This window comes from Mesorhizobium sp. M1403 (genome assembly GCF_040317695.1).
In the GTDB taxonomy this organism is placed as follows: domain Bacteria; phylum Pseudomonadota; class Alphaproteobacteria; order Rhizobiales; family Rhizobiaceae; genus Mesorhizobium.
The window spans coordinates 80,450-101,743 of the sequence record NZ_JAMYKY010000015.1; the positions used below are offsets into that span (position 1 = coordinate 80,450).

The 21,294-nt window shown below is 63.6% G+C and carries 26 protein-coding genes; 14 read left to right on the forward strand and 12 right to left on the reverse strand.

The genetic code is table 11. The features are described from left to right. Positions 1-94: 94 nt before the first annotated feature. From NKH01_RS22390 to NKH01_RS22400, 3 genes are read left to right on the forward strand one after another with little or no spacing between them, the layout of a single operon-like run. On the forward strand, positions 95-427 hold the full coding sequence (locus NKH01_RS22390) for an ArsR/SmtB family transcription factor (protein WP_353022444.1): 333 nt from the start codon (positions 95-97) through the stop codon (positions 425-427). A 51-nt stretch (positions 428-478) separates the two neighbouring features. Next, positions 479-1,855: an FAD-dependent oxidoreductase gene (locus NKH01_RS22395; RefSeq protein ID WP_353022446.1), complete on the forward strand. Its 1,377-nt coding sequence runs from the start codon at positions 479-481 to the stop codon at positions 1,853-1,855. After that, a complete protein-coding gene (locus NKH01_RS22400; protein ID WP_352844611.1) occupies positions 1,852-3,093 on the forward strand; it encodes an MFS transporter in 1,242 nt (413 codons plus the stop codon). The genes NKH01_RS22395 and NKH01_RS22400 overlap by 4 nt, the downstream gene beginning before the upstream one ends. A gap of 24 nt (positions 3,094-3,117) precedes the next feature. Here NKH01_RS22400 and NKH01_RS22405 read toward each other — a convergent pair whose 3' ends face one another. Further along, entirely contained in the window at positions 3,118-3,342 is a 225-nt protein-coding gene (locus NKH01_RS22405) for a hypothetical protein (protein ID WP_352481660.1), read from the reverse strand. Between the two features lie 231 nt (positions 3,343-3,573). Further along, positions 3,574-3,939: a VOC family protein gene (locus tag NKH01_RS22410; RefSeq protein ID WP_352481659.1), complete on the reverse strand. Its 366-nt coding sequence runs from the start codon at positions 3,937-3,939 to the stop codon at positions 3,574-3,576. Between the two features lie 144 nt (positions 3,940-4,083). On the opposite strand from NKH01_RS22410, the gene NKH01_RS22415 reads away from it, so the two are divergent. Next, positions 4,084-4,395 carry a hypothetical protein gene (locus tag NKH01_RS22415; RefSeq protein WP_352481658.1) on the forward strand — a complete coding sequence of 104 codons (312 nt, stop codon included), beginning with the start codon at positions 4,084-4,086 and terminating at the stop codon, positions 4,393-4,395. A gap of 44 nt (positions 4,396-4,439) precedes the next feature. Further along, positions 4,440-5,315, forward strand: coding sequence for a sigma-70 family RNA polymerase sigma factor (locus tag NKH01_RS22420; RefSeq protein WP_353022449.1), 876 nt, complete (start codon positions 4,440-4,442; stop codon positions 5,313-5,315). Positions 5,316-5,667: 352 nt separating this feature from the next. Here NKH01_RS22420 and NKH01_RS22425 read toward each other — a convergent pair whose 3' ends face one another. Further along, positions 5,668-6,825, reverse strand: a complete 1,158-nt coding sequence (locus NKH01_RS22425; RefSeq protein ID WP_353022451.1) for a sulfite oxidase — start codon at positions 6,823-6,825, stop codon at positions 5,668-5,670. 539 nt (positions 6,826-7,364) lie between these two features. Here NKH01_RS22425 and NKH01_RS22430 point away from each other — a divergent pair. The 3 genes from NKH01_RS22430 (at position 7,365) to NKH01_RS22440 (ending at position 10,578) form a co-directional block, all read left to right on the forward strand. Further along, the gene (locus tag NKH01_RS22430) at positions 7,365-7,997 is read left to right on the forward strand and encodes a DUF1326 domain-containing protein (RefSeq protein ID WP_353022453.1); all 633 of its coding nucleotides are present in this window, start codon (positions 7,365-7,367) and stop codon (positions 7,995-7,997) included. Positions 7,998-8,005: 8 nt separating this feature from the next. Continuing rightward, positions 8,006-8,899, forward strand: a complete 894-nt coding sequence (locus tag NKH01_RS22435; RefSeq protein WP_353022455.1) for a DUF2182 domain-containing protein — start codon at positions 8,006-8,008, stop codon at positions 8,897-8,899. Between the two features lie 158 nt (positions 8,900-9,057). Further along, positions 9,058-10,578: an FAD-dependent oxidoreductase gene (locus NKH01_RS22440; protein ID WP_353022541.1), complete on the forward strand. Its 1,521-nt coding sequence runs from the start codon at positions 9,058-9,060 to the stop codon at positions 10,576-10,578. 25 nt (positions 10,579-10,603) lie between these two features. Here the strand turns inward: NKH01_RS22440 and dinB are convergent, their stop codons facing one another. From dinB to NKH01_RS22460, 4 genes are all read right to left on the reverse strand, one after another. After that, a complete protein-coding gene (gene dinB, locus NKH01_RS22445; RefSeq protein WP_352494403.1) occupies positions 10,604-11,845 on the reverse strand; it encodes a DNA polymerase IV in 1,242 nt (413 codons plus the stop codon). A 130-nt stretch (positions 11,846-11,975) separates the two neighbouring features. Continuing rightward, positions 11,976-12,524, reverse strand: a complete 549-nt coding sequence (ybiA, locus tag NKH01_RS22450) for a riboflavin biosynthesis intermediates N-glycosidase (protein ID WP_353022457.1) — start codon at positions 12,522-12,524, stop codon at positions 11,976-11,978. A gap of 101 nt (positions 12,525-12,625) precedes the next feature. Next, entirely contained in the window at positions 12,626-13,084 is a 459-nt protein-coding gene (locus NKH01_RS22455) for a GNAT family N-acetyltransferase (RefSeq protein ID WP_353022459.1), read from the reverse strand. A 70-nt stretch (positions 13,085-13,154) separates the two neighbouring features. Beyond that, a complete protein-coding gene (locus tag NKH01_RS22460) occupies positions 13,155-13,517 on the reverse strand; it encodes a hypothetical protein (protein ID WP_353022461.1) in 363 nt (120 codons plus the stop codon). Between the two features lie 188 nt (positions 13,518-13,705). Between NKH01_RS22460 and NKH01_RS22465 the strand changes: the two genes are divergently transcribed. Next, a complete protein-coding gene (locus tag NKH01_RS22465) occupies positions 13,706-14,002 on the forward strand; it encodes a hypothetical protein (protein ID WP_353022463.1) in 297 nt (98 codons plus the stop codon). Between the two features lie 220 nt (positions 14,003-14,222). On the opposite strand, the gene NKH01_RS22470 is transcribed toward NKH01_RS22465, so the two are convergent. Further along, on the reverse strand, positions 14,223-14,918 hold the full coding sequence (locus NKH01_RS22470) for an XRE family transcriptional regulator (protein WP_353022465.1): 696 nt from the start codon (positions 14,916-14,918) through the stop codon (positions 14,223-14,225). Between the two features lie 208 nt (positions 14,919-15,126). Here NKH01_RS22470 and NKH01_RS22475 point away from each other — a divergent pair, with 208 nt between their 5' ends. The 3 genes from NKH01_RS22475 to NKH01_RS22485 all read left to right on the forward strand — a co-directional run bounded on the left by NKH01_RS22475 (position 15,127) and on the right by NKH01_RS22485 (position 16,737). Next, positions 15,127-15,369, forward strand: coding sequence for a hypothetical protein (locus NKH01_RS22475; RefSeq protein ID WP_353022467.1), 243 nt, complete (start codon positions 15,127-15,129; stop codon positions 15,367-15,369). 67 nt (positions 15,370-15,436) lie between these two features. Continuing rightward, positions 15,437-16,069, forward strand: a complete 633-nt coding sequence (locus NKH01_RS22480; protein ID WP_353022469.1) for a GcrA cell cycle regulator — start codon at positions 15,437-15,439, stop codon at positions 16,067-16,069. Between the two features lie 62 nt (positions 16,070-16,131). Further along, complete coding sequence (locus tag NKH01_RS22485; RefSeq protein ID WP_353022471.1) at positions 16,132-16,737, forward strand: DUF6456 domain-containing protein; 606 nt, start codon at positions 16,132-16,134, stop codon at positions 16,735-16,737. 44 nt (positions 16,738-16,781) lie between these two features. Here the strand turns inward: NKH01_RS22485 and NKH01_RS22490 are convergent, their stop codons facing one another. After that, complete coding sequence (locus NKH01_RS22490; RefSeq protein ID WP_352457316.1) at positions 16,782-17,084, reverse strand: hypothetical protein; 303 nt, start codon at positions 17,082-17,084, stop codon at positions 16,782-16,784. A gap of 224 nt (positions 17,085-17,308) precedes the next feature. After that, positions 17,309-17,626: a hypothetical protein gene (locus NKH01_RS22495; RefSeq protein ID WP_353022473.1), complete on the reverse strand. Its 318-nt coding sequence runs from the start codon at positions 17,624-17,626 to the stop codon at positions 17,309-17,311. A 218-nt stretch (positions 17,627-17,844) separates the two neighbouring features. On the opposite strand from NKH01_RS22495, the gene NKH01_RS22500 reads away from it, so the two are divergent. Then, positions 17,845-18,123, forward strand: a complete 279-nt coding sequence (locus NKH01_RS22500) for a hypothetical protein (protein WP_352457314.1) — start codon at positions 17,845-17,847, stop codon at positions 18,121-18,123. Positions 18,124-18,375: 252 nt separating this feature from the next. Here NKH01_RS22500 and NKH01_RS22505 read toward each other — a convergent pair whose 3' ends face one another. Both NKH01_RS22505 and NKH01_RS22510 read right to left on the reverse strand, forming a co-directional pair. After that, positions 18,376-20,343, reverse strand: coding sequence for an acyltransferase family protein (locus NKH01_RS22505; RefSeq protein ID WP_352481648.1), 1,968 nt, complete (start codon positions 20,341-20,343; stop codon positions 18,376-18,378). 198 nt (positions 20,344-20,541) lie between these two features. After that, positions 20,542-20,763 carry an alkylphosphonate utilization protein gene (locus NKH01_RS22510; protein WP_352640940.1) on the reverse strand — a complete coding sequence of 74 codons (222 nt, stop codon included), beginning with the start codon at positions 20,761-20,763 and terminating at the stop codon, positions 20,542-20,544. A 166-nt stretch (positions 20,764-20,929) separates the two neighbouring features. On the opposite strand from NKH01_RS22510, the gene NKH01_RS22515 reads away from it, so the two are divergent. Then, positions 20,930-21,283, forward strand: a complete 354-nt coding sequence (locus NKH01_RS22515) for a cupin domain-containing protein (RefSeq protein ID WP_353009453.1) — start codon at positions 20,930-20,932, stop codon at positions 21,281-21,283. Positions 21,284-21,294 lie beyond the last annotated feature (11 nt).

Sequence of the window (21,294 nt, forward strand, 5' to 3'; positions counted from 1 at the left end):
GCGGTTGGCGCAAACGAGACGGCGATTGTCCGGTTATTCGAGAATGTTCGAAATAAGCGTTGACGTCGTGGGTTCTCGGAGCTAAGGTGTTTCCATGAAACTCGAAAAAGCAGCCTTGCAACTGGAAGCCCTCGGCAGCCCGACGCGGTTGCAGCTCTATCGGACGCTTGTGCGGGCGGGCGATGAAGGCCTGCCGGTCGGGCGCATCCAGGACAGGCTCGGCATCGCTGCCTCGACGCTGTCGCATCACCTCAAGCGGCTGGTCGACACCGGCCTGGTGACACAGGAGCGGCAGGCGACGACGCTGATCTGCCGGGCCAACTATCCCGCCATGAATGGGCTCATCGGATACCTCGCAGACGAATGCTGCGCCGACGCCACCTGTGCGCCGGCATCGGCGGAAGCGACGGCCAAGACGCCAGCGTGATTTTTTTTGGCAGTATAATTCGAAATTACCGGATGGATGGAAGGTATGGAAATGATCGAAAAACTCCCCGTCGCGGTGATCGGCGCCGGGCCGGTCGGCCTGGCGGCAGCGGTCCACCTCATCGCGCAAGGTATTCCTGTCAAAGTCTACGAAGCCGGCAATAGGGTTGCATCCAACCTCAGGGATTGGGGCCATGTCCGGGTGTTCACGCCTTGGCGCTATTGCGTCGATAAGGCGTCTAGAAGCCTGCTCGAGGCGCATGGCTGGCTGATGCCGGAGCCCGAGGCATTCCCGACCGCAAGCGACCTCGTCGCGGATTACCTCGAGCCGCTTGCAAAGCTTCCGCAATTGTCGCCGTCGATCGAAACCGGCGCCCGGGTCGTCGGCGTCTCGCGCTGGGGCGCCGACAAGGTGCTGAGCAAGGAACGCGAAAACCGGCCGTTCATGCTGGTGATCGAAACCGCCAGTGGCACGCGGCGCGACAGCGCCCGCGCCGTCATCGATGCTTCGGGAACCTGGCAGATGCCGAACCCGCTCGGCGCCGGCGGAATTCATGCCGTAGGCGAAGCGCAATTTGCCGACCGCATCGCCTACGGCATTCCCGACATCCTCGGCCGCGACCGCCGCCTTTATGCCGGCAAGACGACGCTGGTCGCCGGCTCCGGCCATTCAGCCGCCAACGCCTTGCTGGATCTCGCCAGGCTGGCGGATATGGAGCCCGGCACGGCCTTCATCTGGACAACGCGCGGCACCGACCTGGTGCGCATCTATGGCGGCGGCGATGCCGACCAATTGCCGGCACGCGGCGAACTCGGCGCCGAAGTGCGCGAACTCGCCGAGAGCGGCGGCCTCAGACTGGTGACGGGCTTTGCGGCTGTTTCGATCCGCGATGCCGACGGACGGCTGGTCGTCGAAGGCCAGACCAAGGACGGCTTGCAGCGGATTGGCCCGGTCGACCGCATCATCGCCGCGACCGGACAGCGCCCCGATCTGTCGCTGACCCGCGAGCTTCGGCTTGAGCTCGATCCGTGGCTGGAAAGCGTCAAGGCACTGGGACCGTTGATCGATCCCAACGAGCATTCCTGCGGCGACGTGCCGCCGCACGGCCATCGCGAGCTCAGCCATCCCGAGCATGGGTTCTATACGGTCGGCATCAAGAGCTATGGCCGCGCACCGACCTTCCTGCTGCTGACCGGGTATGAGCAGGTCCGCTCCGTCGCCGCGGCGATCGCCGGCGACATGGTGGCCGCCGACAATGTCCAGCTCGTGCTGCCGGAGACCGGCGTCTGCACCGTGCCGCGGATCGGCATTGCCGACACGGGCTGCTGCGGCGGTCCGGCGCCGGTAGCGGTGGATGCCTGCTGTGTCGCCGATGCCGAAGCAAAGGCGATCGGCAAAAGCGGCTGTGGCTGCGGCGTCGCGGCATGAGCCTTCTGGCGCCTTCGCCCACCATCCTGCGCAGCCGCGGCGCAATCATCACCGCGCTTGGCCTGACGCAGATCATGGCGTGGGGATCTTCCTACTATCTTCCAGCGGTCATTGCGCCGGCGGTCTCCTCCGATACCGGCTGGCCGCTGGCATGGGTTGTCGGCGGCCTGTCTCTCGGCTTGCTCACGGCAGGATTGATCTCGCCGCGCGTCGGGTCGTCGATCGAGCGGCATGGCGGCCGCAGCGTTCTGGCGTTCAGCGCCGCATGCATCGGGCTCGGCCAGATCGGGCTGGCTCTCGCCCCTAATCTTGCGGCCTATATCGCAGCCTGGCTGGTCATCGGACTGGGCATGGGGGCTGGGCTCTACGATGCCGCTTTCGCGACGCTTGGGCGCCACTACGGCCACGGCGCGCGCTCCGCCATTACCACGCTGACGCTGTTCGGCGGTTTTGCCAGTACGATCTGCTGGCCGATTTCGGCCTGGCTTCTTGGGGAGGTCGGCTGGCGCGGCACCTGCCTGGCCTACGCTGTCTTTCAGCTGGTGATTGCGCTTCCGCTCTATCTCGTGATCCTGCCCCGCGAGGCGCCGCAACCGGCAGTCGGGCCAGGATTGCCGGTCGGGCCAGGATTGAAAGAGGTGACGCCGGCCGGCGAAGGCAATCCCGATCCGTCGATCATCATCGTTCTGGCCGCCACCCTTACGCTTGCGGCGGTGATCTCCTCGACGGTGTCGGTGCATCTGCTCACCATCCTGCAAGGCAGCGGCATGGCGCTGGCCGCGGCCGTCGGGCTCGGCGCGCTGGTCGGCCCGTCCCAGGTGGCGGCGCGCGCGATCGAGATGACCATCGCGCGCTACCACCATCCGATCCTGACCAAGTTCGCCTCGGTTACGTTTGTGGCGATCGGCGTTTCGGCGCTCTGGGCCGGCATGCCAATCATCCCGCTGGCGCTCGGCTTCTATGGCGCGGGCATCGGCCTGGAATCCATCGCGCGGGGGACGTTGCCGCTCGCGCTGTTCGGCTCGAACGGCTACGCGAAGCTGATGGGCCGCCTCGCCATGCCGAGCCTGATCGCCCAGGCGGCGGCACCCTCGGCCGGCGCATTGCTGCTGGAGCGCTTCGGCCCGCATGGGACGTTGGCCGCGCTTTCTGGTCTGGCGCTGGCCAACGTCATCCTCGCATGCGGCCTGGGCTGGCGGATGCTCCGCTGGCGGCAATCGCAGGTTCAAACCCGATAGGATTTCGACCCGCGTTCAGCGCCGTCAACTGGAGAGCGGGAGATCTTCCACGGGATCGACAAGGAAGGATGCGGCAATCAGATCGTCCGCATCGAGGCGCAGTGAGCCTTTGGCGCCGCCCATAATGGCGGCAACCTTTTGAAACGTCTTGATTTCGTGCTCGGTAATCTGGGCACTTTGCATTCTGGATTTGAGGTCAGCGACGCGCAGCCCCAAACTGGGGGACATTCCGATTTTACGGTTCGACATGGTAAGATGCTCCTCCCCGGCCCATGTTTGTTTTGCCACCCGCCGTTATTCGCATTTCCTCCGCCTGCCTAAATATGAGGCATCGCGAATACAGCGCCCGAACGCCCGATGCAAGGGAAGGTTCCGGCGCGCAGCGGTCACGAAATAATAACACGAAGGAAGCACGGCCGATGGTCGGGCCGAAGGTAGGACTTAGGTACGATGCCCCGCCGGACAGAGGGCTCCGGTGGCTTATCGGCTGGCGAGGACCATGCGGTTGCCTTCGCTGTCGCGAAACTCCGCCACCGTGCGCCCCGGCTGCCACGGCGCATCATGCGGTTCGGTGATGATTTCGACGCCGCCCGCCTTCAACGCCGCGCTCATTGCTCCGACATTTTCGTCGACCAGCACCAATACGGGCTCCGCGCCGGGGGCGTCGTCGGCGCGCCTGATGAAATGCAGGTTCGTCACGGCATGCGGAAATGCCAGCTCGATCCAGCGCCAGCCGCCGTCGCCCATCTTCTGGTCGGCCAGCACCTGACAGGCGAGATGCCTGGTGTAGAACGCCTTGGCGCGGTCCTGGTCGAACACCGGAAGCTCGGCAAACTGGATATGCATGGTCGTCTCTCCTGCTTGATGGCTGCCGCGCAGCCGCCCACGCGGGAAAGACGATGCGGGCAACCGAAAAGATTCTTCCACAAGGAGAATCTTTTCAGCGCAGCCGGTCGTCCTTCGTTCATACCAACCAGTCAGGAGACGACGATGGACTACGCGCTCATTCGATACGGTGTGAACCAAGCCGACCTGGAAGATAACCGCGCGCTGGTCGAAAAAGTGTTCGAAGCACTGGGCGAGGCGGCACCGCCGACGGTGCGCTATCTCGTGCTCGAGCTGGACGACGGCTCGTTCGTCCACATCGTCGGCCAGGACGGCGATTCGTCGGCGCTGACCGGGCTTGCCGCCTTCAAGGCATTTGCGGAAAACCACGCCGAACGCCGTTCGACCCCGGCAATGCGATCGCCTGTCAAAGTCATCGGCAATTACCGTATGCTGGCGGGTCAGAAGGCGGGATAGCGCCTGCCATGCCGCTCGCGCAGAAACGGGATGCTACGCCGAAAATGAACAGGGCGACGTTGGAGGCGATGCTCGTCGGGTTGCGGCCAAGGCTGCATCGCTACTGCGCGCGCATGGCCGGCTCGGTGATCGACGGCGAGGACATCGTCCAGGAGGTGCTGATCAACGCGCTGCAGGCGATCGACGGCGGTGCGATGGTCGAGCGGCCGGAGCAATGGCTGTTTCGCATCGCCCACAATGCCGCGCAGGATCATCTGCGGCGGCGCAATCGGGAAAGGTCGCGCATGACCGAGGCCGACATGAGCGTCATCGAGGATCCCTCCGGCAGCGCCGACAGCCGGCTCGCCGCCCAGACCGGCCTGCGCGCCTTCATGCAGCTTTCGGTGCCGCAGCGCAGTGCCGTGATCCTGGTCGACGTGCTCGGCCTCAGCCTGCACGAGACCTGCGAAGTGACCGGCGCGACGCTCGCCGCCACCAAGGCCGCGCTGCATCGCGGGCGGGCGCAGCTCAAGCTGCTGGCGCTGCAGCCCGAGCAGGCGCTCGCGCCGAGGCTCGACGCCGATGACGAGCGCCGGCTGCGGCGCTATGTCGACCTGTTCAACGCGCGCGACTTCGACGCGGTCAGGGCACTGATCGCAGAGGACGTCCGGCTCGATGTCGTCAACCGCGTCCGCCTGCGCGGCAAGGCCCAGGCGTCGACCTATTTCGGCAATTACGATCGTATCAGCGACTGGACATTGTCGCTCGGCTTCGTCGACGGCAGGCCGGCGATCCTCATCCGCGACCCGCAGGCGGCCGACGGCGCCGTGCGCGGCTTCGTGCTGGTTGAATGGGCGGGCGAGGAGGTCATCCAGATCCGCGACTTCCGCTATGCGCCGTGGTGCCTGGTCGATGCGGAAATCAGGGCCGTGGAGAGGTGAGCAGAAGGCTGGAAATGGTGCGGAAATGGCGCGCGAAGGCGACATGGCCAAGGTTGCGCCACCGGACAAGTCTGCCATCGCCTCGATCACTAAGCTGAAGGGCTCCGCCCCCGATTTCGGGGACCGGTATCGTCGCGAAGAGGATCTACGGCCTACACCCGTCATGCTCGATACAGAGCGGTGCCAGCTTTCGGATCAGGCAGCCTCCTCCTGGGTGACCCAAACGCAAATTGTCACACGGCAGCAAGTTCTTAGACTGGTTCCGGTTCTCTGGAACCGGTAACCCGCTCTAACTATCTGTTTTGCCGCATTTATGCGGACGCCAAATGATTCCATTTGGCTGCAAAATGCGCTAGCCGATACGCACGCGGCGCGTCACCTGGCCATTGCTTTCCCAGTATGTGTGTTTCTTGGCAATCAAGGGATCGTCCATCGCCGGTTGAATTTGTCCCGTGGTGCTGACCGCGCGCGAGGTCACCGTGTGTTCTCCAGGAGAGGGATTTGCCCAATCCAGGGACCAAATTTTCCAGGCGTGTTCTGCCTCCTCACTGTGGTCAATGGTCGCTGGTGCCCAAGGCCCCTGATCGATTTGCACTTCGACCCGTTCGATCGGCGCCCCCCAGGCTGCTCCAATGATGGAGTAATCTGAATCTTTCCGGGTAACCTTCGCGGGCGCGGACTTTATCAGCGCTCGCCCGACCGAAGTCTCGGCCCATACGGTCTGGCCGTTATGGTCCTCCTCCCGGATGGTGACATAGTCACGGGCCATCAGAAGGCTCATGAACCGCGTATCGCGAACCTCGATGCGTTTTAGCCACTTGACGTTGGCGATCCCGTACCAGCCTGGAGCAATGAGCCGTACCGGGAAGCCATTGGCCGCCGGCAAGGCGGCTCCATTCATTTCATAGCAGAGGAGATTGTCGGGGTTCATCGCGTCGGCGAGCGACATGCTACGAGCGAAGTTCTGCTTCATTTTTACGTCGCGTATCGGGATCTCGCCTGTGTCGGTACCGAAAAAGACGACCTCGATGCCCTTCTCCAGAACACCGGCTTCCTCGAGGATCGGGGCGAGCGGCGTCCCTGCCCAACGGGCATTGCCGATGCCGCCGGTGAAAAAGGGAAACCCGTGATTGCCCGAGCACTCCACTGTGAAAACGACCTCCTGCCGCGGTCGCGCCCTGATGTCGGCGAGCGTTAACTCCAAGGGCTTCTTGACCAGGCCTCCGATCTCCATCGACCATGTCTTCTCGTCGATCGTTGGTCGGTTGAAATGCGAGATGCTGAAGAACTTGTCGTTTGGCGTTATCCAGCTGTCCAAATCCTCCCAGACAAGCTGCTTCTGGATACCTACCGGATCGGGATTTTCGGCCGGCTGATCCAGCCACCGAATCACTTCCTCGCTCGGCCGTGTTGGAAAAGCGTAAGCCCGACGCGAGGTATAGAGAGCAGCAATTGCGGCAAGAGCCGCGCTTCCTTGAACAAGAAGTTCTCTGCGCTGAAAATCAGGCATGTTGTTTACCTCCCAGTTGATCCGGAACGGGCTGCAACGTGCCTTAGGCCGTAGCCTGATCACGGATAGGCGACACAATGTGAGGTCTGCCCATCCGGAAGTATCCGGATAGGTCAGACAATCACCGACGCAAGTCAGGCATGTGAAGCGTTGGACGAAACTCTGGCTCGCGTTTCGCATGCCAAGAGTGCGCCTTTGAGAAGGAAGTGTCCACAACTTGGACGGGACATGATGATGATTGCGGCATTCCATGCCGATTTCCGGTCCTGCCAAATCCTTGCTGCTCGGATCGCTGCCGAACGCCCCTTCTGGGGTCATTTCCGAACCTTGGCGGGTTGCGCTCGGAAACGCTTGTTTCGACCCACGTCTGCCGTTCCGATATCGCCCGCCATCTCCGGGGGGTATGTTCACCCAAATTCGACAAGAAACCGCATTGGCCTGCCGCCTCTTGTCGCGATCACTCTTGGCGCCACAGGATGGCGGCACGGCCGGCGCAGGTGTATGATGATGGTCTAATACTTCGCATCAGGGAGGACAGCATGACGTCTTGGGAAATCAAGGGACGGGAACTCGTCAATTGCACCTGCGAATATGGCTGCAACTGTCAATTCAATGCGCTGCCCGACAAGGGCCACTGCCATGCGGTGGCGGGCATCCAGATCGATGAAGGTCATCATGGCGAGACCGCCCTCGACGGCCTCCGGATCGCGGCGATCTTCAAATGGCCTGGCGCCATCCACGAAGGCCACGGTGAAGCCATCGCTTTCGTCGACGAGAGCGCAACCGACCGGCAGCGTGACGCGCTGCTGCGCATCATGACCGGCCAGGACACCGACCCGTTCGCAACGATGTTCGCCGTTTACGCCTCAACCGTGACAAAAATGAATGATCCGGTTTTCACCAAGATCGATCTCGACCTCGATATCGACGGCCGCAGGGGCCGCATCTTCGTCAAGGACTACATCGAAACGGTCGGCGAACCGATTCGCAACAAGGTGACGGGCGCGGACTCGCGCGCTCAGATCGTGTTGCCGAACGGCTTCGAATATGCGGTCGCCGAGATCGGCAGCGCTTCAAGCACAACCAGCGGGCCGGTTCAGGTGAATATGAAGGACAGTTACGGCCAGTTCGCCCGGCTGCATCTCAACAATCACGGGGTGGTGCGAGCCTGACGCGCCGCATGGACGGTGGGTCGCCACTGGAACGGCTGCTCAGACGCGACCGCGTCATCACGATTGCGGGCGTGGCGGCGCTGTGCCTGCTGGGCTGGCTTTATATCGTCGCCGGTGCAGGGCTCGGCATGAATGCGTGGGAGATGACGAGGGTCGCGCTATTCCCCCACCAGCAAACCGCCGACATGACCTCCGATATGTCTGGCATGGATATGTCTGGCATGGACATGAGCGGGATGGACATGAGCGCGATGGCCGTGGCGACCGAACCGCGGGTTTGGGGGGCCGCGATCTGGGCGCTGATGATTGCGATGTGGTGGGTCATGATGGTTGCGATGATGTCCCCGAGTGCGGCGCCGACTATCCTGCTCTATGCGCGCGTGCATCGCCATGCGCTCGCACAGGGCCAGATCCAGGACAAGCTCGCGCCCACCGGCGTATTCATGGCAGGCTATCTCCTGGTCTGGCTGGGGTTCTCCGTCGCGGCAGCTGCGTTGCATTGGCTGCTCGAACGCGAGGCATTCGTTACCGCGGCGACGATGAGTTCGCAGAGCCGCTGGCTTTCAGGCATCGTCCTGATCGCCGCGGGCCTGTATCAGCTCTCGCCGCTCAAGAACGCCTGCCTGTCGCATTGCAGGAAGCCGACGGCGTTCCTTTCCCGCCACTGGCGTCCCCACACACTTGGCGCGCTGCGTTTGGGCGCGCTGCACGGGGCGTTCTGTGTCGGATGCTGCTGGATGCTGATGGCGTTATTGTTCGTGGGTGGCATCATGAACCTGGTGTGGGTTGCCGGGCTCGCCATTCTGGTGCTGGTTGAAAAGGCGTTTCCTGCCGGCCAGTGGGTCGGCCGGGCAGCCGGCATCGCCCTGATCGCCTGGGGCACCGCAACGCTTTTGGTGTGACGGCCACGCAAAGTGCATCGCACCGCCCCAGCCCGGCCGGCTCACAACGCGTCGGGGCGGACCGGCGGTGACGTCAAGCTTACGCAGGCATTCAGGCGTCGAGGAACTTTGAATCCTGGCGTCCGTTTATCCGAATGTCGGGTATGAAGGGCTCCGCCATGAATGTCGGCGACGAAAGGACTGTATCCGTTTGGGCGAGAACCGAAGTCGCGCCTGATGCGGTTCCGCTCGAGCGGAGTGAACAGGTCGATGTCGTGGTCGTCGGATCTGGCATTGTCGGACTGTCGGTCGCCTACGAACTGGCCATCGCCGGGCAAAAGGTGGCGGTGCTCGATCGCGGCCGGATCGGAAGCGGCATGACGGCCCGCACCACCGCGCACCTGTCATCGATCTGCGATGACTATTTTTCGGAACTGATCAAATTGCGCGGCGAGGAACTGGCGCGGATTTACTATCAAAGCCAGTCGGCCGCTATTGACCGTATCCAATCGATCCTGGAGGCGGAGGGTATCGCGTGTGATTTCCGCCGCCTCGACGGTTTTCTGTTTCCGGCGTCGGGCAGGAAGGAATCCGTCATCGAGCGCGAACTGGACGCCGCTCTGAAGATCGGTGTCGGCGTCGAGAAAACCGCAGGCGTGCCGTTTGCAGGCTTTTCGGATGCACCGATCCTTCGCTACGCCAATCAGGCGACATTCCACCCGCTCAAATATCTCCGCGGGCTGGCTGCCGGCATCCGCGCGCACGGCGGCGCGCTTTATGCGGAGACCATCGTCGACAAGGTTGAGGAGACCGACAGCGGCGTGCGCGTAAGCACGGTCTCGGGCTTTGCCGTGTCTGCCAAATCGGCCGTTGTCGCCACCAACTCGCCGATCAACGATCGGGTCGCGCTCCATACCAAGCAAGCGCCCTATCGGACCTACGCGATGTCGTTCGAGATCGCGCGCGACGTTTTGCCGGATGCACTCTATTGGGACACGCTGGACCCCTATCACTACGTCCGTCTGCAGCCTGGCGAAGGCAAGACCGACTTTCTGATCGTCGGTGGTGAAGACCATAAGACAGGGCAGGCCGACGACGCCGACCACCGCTTCACGGCCCTGGCGGCCTGGATCAAAAAATTGGTGCCCGATGTCGGCGCGGAAGCCAATCGATGGTCCGGGCAGGTGATGGAGACGGTCGACTATGCCGGGTTCATCGGCCGCAATCCCGGTGATCGGCGAGTCTTCGTTGCTACCGGCGATTCCGGCCAGGGCATCACCCATGGGGTCGTGGCAGGCCTGTTGATTTCGGACCTGATTCTGAAGGGGGAAAGCCCCTGGCGGGAACTTTACGAACCCTCTCGCAAGACGGTACGGGCGATCGCCGATTATCTAGCGGAGAATGCGACAGCGATCAGGAGTTTTGCCGAGTATGTCGCGCCTGGTGAAATCGATTCCGCCGACAAGCTGCGGCCGGGGCAGGGCGCCATCGTCCGCGAAGGTCTTACCAAAGTCGCGGCCTTTCGCGACGAGGACGGCACGCTCTACAAACGCTCGGCCGCATGTACCCATGTCGGCTGCCATGTCCATTGGAACTCGCTGGAACGCTGCTGGGACTGCCCCTGCCACGGCTCGCATTTTGCCGTCGATGGCACGGCTTTGAACGGGCCGGCCGTATCGCCCCTGGCTCCTGCCGGATAATCTTTTTTCGCCCCGGCCGCGCAGCTCACAATTCCTTTTCGGCGAGCTCGCGAAACGCGTCGGGAACGGACCGCGACAGTCCGAGCGCGACCGAGGCGTAGCCGACCGCCTCCCAGCCGAAGCGGTCGCGGATCTTGTCGACGGCGCGATCTGCGGTCCAGCGCGCCGCGCCCTTCCTGGTGCCGGGGCGGCGGCGGTCGTCGGCGAGCCCGAGCGGCAGTTCCAGTTGCAGGCCGGCATGCTGCTCCAGATGCGAGACAGCGATCGCCAGCAGCGAGATTGTCTTTTCGTGCGGATGGTCGATGAGCACCTTGCGCACCAGCGCCTCGGCGATCTCGGCCAGCATGGCGGTTGCCGATATCGGCTGGTCGAGCGTGATCGAGCGCGTCACCGAGCGCAGGTCGGCAAAGCGGACGCGAACCGTCACCGTGCGGCCGGGGCGGGATTTCGCCCGCAATCTTGTGGCGACCCTATCGGCCAGATGCAGCAGCGCAGGCACGAAGACCTGCTCCTCGGCCGGTTTTCGGCCGAGCGCCGATTGCGCGCCGGCCGAGCGCGCCCGGCGCTGCGTCTCCAGCTTGCGCGGATCGCGGTTCCACGCCAGCGCGTTGAGTTTTTCTCCCGCCGCCGGCCCGAGCAGGCGCTCCAGCGCGCCATCGTTGGTCTTCGCCAGCTCGCCGATGGTGTTGACGCCGATGCCGGCCAGCCGCTCCCTGGTGACCGGGCCGACACCCCACATCAGCTCGACCGGCAGGTGGTGCAGGAACTCCAGCTCGTGGCGCGGATCGACCACCACCAGCCCGTCGGGTTTTGCGACCTGTGAGGCGATCTTGGCCAGATGCTTGGTGCGGGCTACGCCGACCGAGATCGGCAGGCCGAGCTCTGCCCGCACGCGGTGGCGGATCTTGCCGGCGATCTCGGCCGGCGAGCCGAACAGGTGGGTGCAGCCGGCGACGTCGGCAAAGGCCTCGTCGATGGAAATTCGCTCGACCACCGGCGTGAAATCGCCCAGCACCTTGATCGCTGCATCGCCCAGCCGCTGATAGTCCTTGAAATGGCCGCCGACGAAAATGAGTTGCGGGCAGAGTTCCCGCGCCCGCCGTCCCGGCATGCCGCCGCGCACGCCGAACGCCTTGGCTTCATAGGATGCGGCGAGCACTACCCCGCCGCCGACGGCAATCGGCTTGCCGCGCAAGGCCGGGTCGAGCAGTTGTTCGACCGAGGCATAGAAGGCATCCAGATCCGCGTGGAGGATGTTGGCTTCCATCCGGCCCGTTCGCCCGCGGCGGTTCAAACGCCGCATCATCTCGAGTTGTGATGAGAACATAAAGAGAACATTGTGGGCGGATTGTCAAGCAGGGCGAAGGCTGCCGCCGATGACGGGCGGACGGCAATGTTCAGCCGCGCAGCCGATCGCGGGCCTGCATCAGCGCGAATCCCAACAGGTTCTCGCCGCGCCACAGCAGCGGGTTCACCGCCCTCTCGTCATCCGCCGCAAGGCCGATGCCCCACACCCGGTCGACGGGGCTCGCCTCGACCAGCACCTGATCATGCGTCGACAGCAGATATTCGCGCAGCGCCGCGTTCTGGCGGAACTTCTGAAGGCTCCCTTCGGTGACGATGCGATATTTGTCGGCATCCCATTTGGCTCCATCGAAGCCGGCCACCTGCCGGCCAAGCTGCTTTGCCTGCTTGGGGCTCGTCGCCTTGAGGATTTGCGTTGCCGCCTGAGCATCACCGAACAGGCGGGCCTTCTCGGCCATCATCCAGTGTTCCGCCGTCGGATAGCTCAGGCCATCGACGGTAAAGGGCGCATGCCACCACTGGCTGAAGCACGACGTGGTTATGCGGCCGTCCTTGGACGGCTGATGGCCCCAGAAGAACAGGAACTTCTGCCGGGGCTTTGCACGAAAGGTTTTTTCAAGCCAGGTTCGGTCGTAAATCATCGATGGGATGGAGCAGGGCGAAAGGCCGGCTTGTCAATGCTCCGTCCAGAGTGGGCCGGCGAAGAAAGACCAGTCGGCGCCGAATGCGATGAAATGCTGACCTACAATCCCATCTTGTAGCCGAGATGGCTGGCGGTGAAACCGAGGCGCTCGTAGAAGGTGTGCGCTTCCCGTCGACTGTTGTCCGTGGTGAGCTGAATGAGGCTGCAGCCGCGCGAACGGCACGCTTCAATCGCCCATTCGATCATCAGCTTGCCGACGCCGCGAGAGCGCCATTGCCGGGCGACGCGAACGCCTTCGATCTGGCCGCGCCAGGCGCCTTTCCTCGAAATGCCTGGAAGGAAGCTGAGTTGCAGCGTTCCGACCAATTGCCCGGCCTCGACGGCCACGGCCAGCAACTGGTTGGGATCGGCATCGATCGCGCTGAAGGCATCGAGATAGGATGGCGCGAGCGGCGTGGACGGGTCTTCCCGGTCTGCGCCGAGCGCATCGTCGGCAAGCATTGCAACGATCGCCGGCAGGTCGGGCGCCTGGGCACGACGGAATTCGATCTCGCTCATCGCGCGGAGACATACGGCGCAGTGTTGGCGATCGCAATATCCGTTTTGACTGCAAGGGGGGCGCGCGTCTTCAGGCGGCCTCCAACGCCCAGAGGCGATAGCCGTAGCGGCGGAAGAAGCGGGCGAAGAGGCGCTGTTGCCTGGCGAGGGCGAGGTCGGCGCTGCGCCTTTCCTGTCGCCAGTGCGGCATGTTGCGGAACATCGACAGGAAGCGGGCGGCGTCCTCGATCGCCTCCTTGGCCGACTGCGCCGGGCGGATCGCCGCCAGGAACAAAGCGCGGCTCGGCTTCATCCGGTCGATCGCCGCCTTGCGCTGGCGATGCCCCTGGCGCGCCGTGCGGATGCCGTCCTGGCGGATGGCCGCGAAGGCGGCAAGCATGGCCGGGCTGTCGCCGGCATAACCGCAGGCCTGGGCGAACCGGGCGAGGTCCATCGTCACTCCCTTGCATTCGGTGGACGGAGCGGCCGCGGCTGCGCCGATTCCAGCTTGTATAGAATATAAGCATAACTCAAATAAGTCAACAAGTGAAACTTTCATGTTGGTGTAAGCGGAACCGACTCGACTCCGCCTCGAAAACCGATAATGATGTGAACAAAGCAGGAACAACGATGGGGATGGCCATGGCATTAGCGGGCAAGGAAGCGACGATCGCCGATGTCGTCTCGATTGCCGTCGAGTGCATCGATTGCGGCCGCAACAGGTGGTGGAAGCCGGCCGAGCTCAAGCGGCATGGGGTGATGCCGGAGACACCGCTATCAGCACTTTCGGGGCGCCTGATCTGCAAGGCCTGCCGGGCCGACGGACTGCCGGGCGCCGCCGTTTCGATCCAGGCCGCCTTCATCGACGACCGGCAGCGGGCCCGCGCCGAGGCGCGCCTGCTCAATGGTCGAGAGTTGGAGCAATCGAGGCGGGCTTGAGGGGGGAGGGCGTGCTGCTCTTCCCTTCTCCCCTTGTGGGAGAAGGTGGCCGAGCGAAGCCCGGTCGGATGAGGGGTGTTGGACGGATCGCTACCTTGATGGCGTAAGTGCTTAAAATCGCTTCTACATTTCCTCCGCCGCGTTCCTTCCAGCACCCCTCATCCGGCTCGGCGCTGTGCGCCGATCCACCTTCTCCCACAAGGGGAGAAGGCAACAAGCCTCAATACCCCAGCAGTTCCTTGAGCGGGATGACGCGGAAGACGTTCTTGATCGCGTAGCGGTTGAAGGTCAGCGTCTTCGGCGGATTGTATTGCTCGACGATCAGCTCGGCGGCGGTGCGCTTGACCAGCTTCTTGATGAAGGCCTTGCCGTTTTGCTCGTTCTCCTCGGGCAGCGTCTCGATCACCACATGGTCGCCGGGCACGGCCTCGCGGCCGCCGCAATAGATCATCTCGCCGGGCTCGTAGCGCGGCACCATCGAATCGCTCAGCACGTGCAGCGCAAACACGTTGCGCAGATGCCGGATCCCCGGCGGCCGCTGGACATAGCCGGCCGGCTGGCCGTTGAAGGTGAAGTCGCCATCGTCGCCGCCGACGGCGGTGCCGAGAAGCTGGATGTCCATCGGCCCGGCGGGCAGGGGGCCGAGATCGGTGACGATCTCGGCATCGGCAACCGGCCCGGCATCTTCGAGGAAGACGACCTCGCCCTTGCCGAGCGCCACCGGGTCGACGCGCAGGAAGGCGGCGGTCTTCAAAAGGTTCTCGGTCTTGGGCAGGTTGCGCCCGGTTTCCCAATTGCCGACGGCAGCGACGTCGGTGTCGTTGTGCTCGGCAATGTGGCGCATCACCAGGCCGCGCTGCTTGCGCGCCCGGCGGATCGCCGCCCCGACCTTGATCGACAGTGCAGTTTTCACCATGGCTCCATCTGAGGCACAAGATTCGGTTTCGTCTATGCAAGAATCACTTGCATTACGGATTGAGTTATGCTCTTATACGGCCATGCACAAGTCGCTCCGCCAGCTTTCGGTCCTCGAATCCGCCCTTCAGCGCCAAGGAGGCGGCCGCGGCAGTCATGTGCCAACCTTTTCGCCTTCGTCCTGGCTGTCCTCCTCCCCGGCCGGGACGATGCCCGAGGCTCGCGCCTCGGATCCGGCAGCGCAAGCGGCCGGAACGGCCGGAGCCGTTCCCCTCACGGCTCCGGCCACGAATTGCCTGCCGGCCGGCAATGCGGATGCCGCAGTTTCCTGCATCCGCACCGAAGACGGCACGGTCATCGCCTTCGACAAGCGGGCGGGCAAGGCAGTCTCCGGCGCAACAAGGCAGGCGGCCGGGATGAAGCTCGATCGCAGCAGGCCACGCGAGGGCTGACCGGCTTTCGAGCCTGAGGCCGGCGAAGCCGGCGCCACACAACCACCTTTGCAGGGAATAAAACGTCATGGCCGCCCGCTATTCCCCCTCCGAATTGGAACAAATCGAGAACTGGCTGATGAGTGGGCTGTCGGCCGCGAAGATCGCCGCCCGGCTGAGTGCGCAGCGCGGCCGCCCGGCCTCGCGCGCGGCGATCATCGGCATCGTCCACCGCACCGCCCGTCTGCACGCCATCGGCCTTGCCAGATCCAAGGGCTGGTGTAGCGGACGGTCGGGCGGCCGGCATGGAAAATCGGCGCCAGAGCCGTCGAACCCCGCCGGCCAGGCAGGGGCAGTACCGGCCGAGCACCACTGCCGCCCGGCAAGGCTGTCGGCCAGGCTGGCGCCGCCGGCCTGGCAGCCGGGTCCGGTTCGGATCACGGGGTCCGATGGCGAGCCGCTCGAAATGCCGGCGCCGCGCCCGATCGCCGCCGGCGGCCGCCAGCCACACTTCGTCGCCATGCGCTTCATCGATTGCCTGTTCGACCGCTGCCGCGCGCCGCTCGACACGACGCTGCAGGAGGATGCGGGAAACGACGCCCCCGGCAGCCGCCCCGGTTTGGACATGCTGTGCTGCGGGCTGCGCACAAGGCCTTCGAAAAGCTACTGCGCCTATCATGCGGCGCGCTTCCTGCGCACGCTGCCGGCCAAAGCGATTTGAGCCCCGCTGGATGACGGAAATTCGCCAGAGCCCGACGACAGAAAACCAGGAGGACAGAGCCGATGAGCAACAAAACCGTCCAAAAGACCAAAGCCAGGCTGCCGCGATTGCCGAAGGGCGAGGCCGAGCAGGTGCGCATCCGCAAGGAGATCGGCCATGATTTCGCGCTGCAGGACGACCGGTTCGGCCGCAAGCGGCTGGCCAAGGGGACGCAGGAGGCGGCGCGCCTCTATGAGGTTTCCAATGACGGCCACACCGCGACCGGCGGCATCGTGCGGGTGCGCAATGTCGACCCGCTGACCGGCCTCACCTCGTTGTCGCGCCAGCAGCGCGATGCAGGCATGCGCTACCGCCAGGATTTCCGCAACTCGTCGGAGGCAAGCGCCAAGCCGATGGCCTGGGCCGAGCGCGTCGACGGCGGCCGCACCGGCAGCGGTGTCGCCGACCACATCCTGTCCGCCGGCCGCGACCATGCCGAGGCCACCAGGGCGCTTGCCCATTGGGAGATCGCCGGTATCGTGCAAAAGGTCTGCTGTGCCGACGCAACGGTGAAGAGCCTGGCCGAACAGGCCGGCGAGCCGCGCGACGTGGTGGTGAAACTACTCAAGATCGGGCTCGACATTTTGGCCGTGCACTACGGCATGATGCTGATGCGCAAGCCGCGGTGAGGAGCTCCACCGATCCGGCCGGCACTGCCGGCCGGATCGATCCGTCAACGACGGCAGACACGGATTCTTTCGATAACCCGGTGGTGATGACGCCAGTGCTTGACGACTTCCGTGTGGCAGCGCCGGTGATACCGGTAGCGTGGCCTGTAGTCCTCGTCATAGACGTCATAGCGGTAACGGGGGACGTACTCATCGTCGTAATCGGAATACCGATGGTGGCGATAATAATAATCGTCGTCATAGCCGTTGCCGATGCCGATCGTGACACTGCCGCCGGCATTCGCCGGGCCGATCACGGAAGCCGCCGAGGCGATGGCGATCACCGAGGCAAGCAGGAGCTTCTTCATAGCTACCTCCTTCTTTAACGTCCCTCTAATAGAAAAACCCGTGAGGGGCAGCCTCGTTCCATAGATTGGCAAGATGTCACGAATGAACGAGCCCGAAGTTTAGCGCCTGCTGGCGCGAAAATGCAGCTGGCTGCGCCAGGGTGGGATCGCCGGCGCAGAGTGACCGCTCCTCTCGTCAAGCAGCGACAATCGGGCGCCAGTCCCGCCGCGTTGCCGACGTTTGCCTACAGAACATGGCCCAATTCCAGCAAAACGAAAGCCGTCGCGCCCAGCACAGCGAGGGCGTAGGCCGCATAAAGAACAAGCAGCATCACCTCAAAGTCCCGGACGAAACTTGCGGCAATCCTGGTCTCCTGAGGTTCCGCTTTCGCGATGCTGTCGGTTTCCAGCTGCTCCGTTGCCACGACGACGCAGACGATCCTGTCGTTTTCGGCCGCCTGTAATATCCGTTCGGTCAAATCGACGGCAATCACTGGATCATCGGCCAACTGATCTCGCGGTAGCCAGCTTTCAGTGACAGTCTGGATTTCACGCTTTTTCACGCATGCATAATTGCGCCAACTAAATTAGGTTCCACTAAAATACATGGAATGCATCGACCCAATCGCGATGTGATGAGGCGTGGCCCTCCTGGGCGGTGAACTCCCGCCTGAGGCCCGCATTTGCCGACCGTCAAGGCGAATCTCGATCCGCATCCTCCGATCAAAGGGCGCCGGCTTCTTCATAGGCTGCTACGGTGCGCCATTGCTGGTAGGTCGCAATGCCAAAGCAGCCAAACTCTCATATCGCGAACGCAGCGCCGACGTCTTCAGTGCCGACCGGTTATGACGAAGATCGCATGCTTACTTATATCCGGCTGCTCGACGCGTCGGCTGAAGGGACCGATTGGCGCGAGGTCGCCCGCATCGTTCTGCACATTGATCCGGAGCAGGAGCCAGACAGGGCTTTCCGGGCGTGGGCGACACATCTGGCGCGTGCACGATGGATGACCAGGAAGCGGAACGAGTTGCGCCAATTGCATGATGAGTGGTGGGGATGAGCACTATCTAAGCGGAACTGCCGTCCCGGTCTGGCCGTTGAGGGAGGAGGCCAACATGGAAAAGCGACCAATGACTTCTTGGCGAGCCAATACTTTCGAGCTGTGCTGCCTTCTTGCAGTTCCGCTGTCGCTTATCCTTACCGTTTTCCTCGCGGGTCTCATCCTTAGCTGACCCAGGGATGGTTGCCGTGTCGGTCAACGTGGCACCAAAGCCCGCCTGAAGGATTTCGGCGGGAAAGGCTGCCGGCGCCGTTACTTCACAGCCGCTGCCATCACATCCGAAAACAGCGCCCGCTCCACCGCCGGTTCTAGCGTCTCCGCAAAAGGTGTCGCCAGGTGGTGGCGGTCGCGGAAGGCGAGTTTGCCGTCGATGAAGACGTGGCAGGTGGTCTGGTCGCAGAAGCGGTCGGTCATGTCGATATAGCTGGCGTTGGGTGTCGAGCGCACGATGTCGCGCTCGATCGTGGCGATGTCGTCATTTGCCGCCATGATCCTCGGCGTATCGCATGTCGCGGGCGTCTGTCCCCGCCACAGCGCCCGCGCCACGCATTTGTCGGCGTAGCTTGCGTTATAGGGCACGTCCCTGATGACCGCGACCTTGATGCCGGCCTGGCTGAACGCTTGAAGCGTCCAGGTCAGGCCCGTCCGCCACTGCTCTTGCCAATCGGCGTGCTTCAACTCCTCGGGCGATTCCTTGATCACATTGCCGATCGAGAATTCTGAGATCACCACCAGTTGCGGGTGGAGCGCGATGATGTCCTTGACCGACTGCTCGCGCCATTGGTCGCACTCGGTGTAGTCGCGCTTCAGCCGCCAATTCCAGGTCGTCACCCGCGAAGCCCGGCAGGAGGATTTGAGAAAGGTGACGACGCGAAAGTTGTTCTTCTCGGCCGCCTTGATCAGCGGCGTCGACCAATGGTCGGCATGCGAGTCGCCGAACAGCACGACCGAGCGCTGGGCGTCCTTGCGGCCGAACATGCAGGGTTTCGGCTTGACGGTCTCGAAATCGAGCACGCAGCCGCCGTCGCTCGCGCGCACGGTGGAGAGCTGCGCGGCGCTGTCGGCGATGACGTGCTGTTCGGGGCTGAGATTGTGCTCGGCAAAGCGCGCATTGCCGTAGGCCGCGACCACGCCGGCGCCGGTTAGGGCGACGGCGGGCACCAGCGCCCGCGCTGCTCCGGCCATCAGCCAGCCGTTGCGGCGGATCGGGTTCTCGATGAAATGATAGGTGAACATCGACAGAACCAGCGTCAGCGCCGCGCAGGCAAGCCGGTCAAGCGTGGACAGGTTGGGAACCATCATCGCCGCATAGACGATGACCGGCCAATGCCAGAGGTAGAGCGAATAGGAAAGCCGGCCCAGCCATTGCAGGGGCGCCAGCGCCAGCACGGCGCTTGGCAGGTTGCGGCCGCTGCCGCTGAGCAGCAGCAGCACGGTGCCGGCGACAGGCGCCAGCGCATTCACCCCGGGAAAGGGCGAGTCTTCGTCCAGCATCAGATAGGCCCACGCGATCAGCGCCAGCCCGAGGCATGCCTGGAGGGTGGCCAGCAGCGGCCGGTCGCGCCAGATCCTTGCTGGCGCCATGGTGGCGAGGCCGCCGGCGGCGAATTCCCAGGCCCTGAGCGGCGAGAAGTAAAAGGCCCAAGGCTGCGACACTTCGGTCAGCCAGGCGCAGGCGGCGAAGGAGGCTAGGCCTGCGACGCCGATGACGATTATAGCGGTGCGCTTGCCTGGGCGCAGCCATGCGGCGGCAAGAAGCAGCGCCGGCCATGCCAGGTAGAACTGTTCCTCGACCGAGAGCGACCAGAAGTGGATGAAAGGGTTGTTGGTGGCGTCGGCGGCGAAATAGTCAAACGACCAGCGGATCAGCCAGAGGTTGATCATGTAGGCGGAGGCGAACATGGCGCCTTTCGAATAGAGCGCCTGTTCCTCCGGCGACAGGATGAAATAACCCGCGAACAGCGTGGCGAGGATGACGAACAGTGCCGCCGGCAACAGGCGCCGGGCGCGCCGGGCGTAGAAGCGCCAGAGATTCAGCCGCCCGGTTTCGGTGATTTCCGTAACCAGGTGTTTTGTAATCAGGTAGCCGGAGATGACGAAGAAGATGTCGACGCCGGCAAAGCCGCCGGGCAGACCGGAGAGACCAAAATGAAAGGCAATGACACCCGCCACCGCCAGCGCGCGCAGCCCTTCGATGTCAGGCCGAAATGATGCCGACACAATCACCTCATGCAAGGAATGCCCACCTCGCAGAGGCTCGACCCGATGCGCCGATATTGCAATGCAACAAATCTAACGCAGTGCAACATAGGGGGAGGGCGCGGCTCCTCCAGCTTCTGGCGTGGGCGATTCACTCACATGAGCGATTCAGTCATGAGAGCGATTGATATTGAAGCGAAACGAAGGGTGCCGAGGCACTCACGCCTTTTTCAAAAACTCGGTCTTCAGCACCAGGCCCTTTACCTGCCTGGTGCTGCATTCGATCTCGCCGGGATTGCCGGTGAGGCGAATGTTCTTCACCAGCGTGCCGCGCTTGATCGTCTCCGAGGTGCCTTTGACCTTGAGATCCTTGATCAGGGTCACGGAGTCGCCCTCGTGCAGCGCCGTGCCGTTGCTGTCTCTTACGATCGTGTCCGTCATGGCAGGTCTTTCGCGGGGCTCCGGTGCGGAGGTGGTTGGGCCAGTCCCCGGCCTATCCCACGGTTGGCGGGGAGGTCAAGCGGCCGGGTCAAGCCGCGTTGCCGGGGTCAGGTGCATCAGCTATTGACCGGCAGCCATCCCGGCACAATTCAAGACGGAGCCGACCATGACAGACAAGACCATCCTCAAATTCGGCGCCGTCGAGAACGCCGAGACCGGCGATCTCGCGGGGTGGGTCGTGGTCGAAGGCAAGCCGACCATGAAGACCGCCGTCCAGCACATTACCGAGGACGGCAAGGTCATGTCGGGAACCTGGCAGGCGAGCCCGGGCACCTATCACGCGACCTACAGCGACTATGAGTTCGTGCACATGATAGCCGGCCGTATCGTCATCACGCCGGATGGCGGCGCGCCTGTCGAAGTCGGCCCCGGCGATGCCTTCGTGGTGGAAGCCGATTTCAAGGGGACGTGGAAGATCATCGAGCCGGTGACCAAGCACTTTGTCGTCAGGATCGGCTGACGCCGAATAGT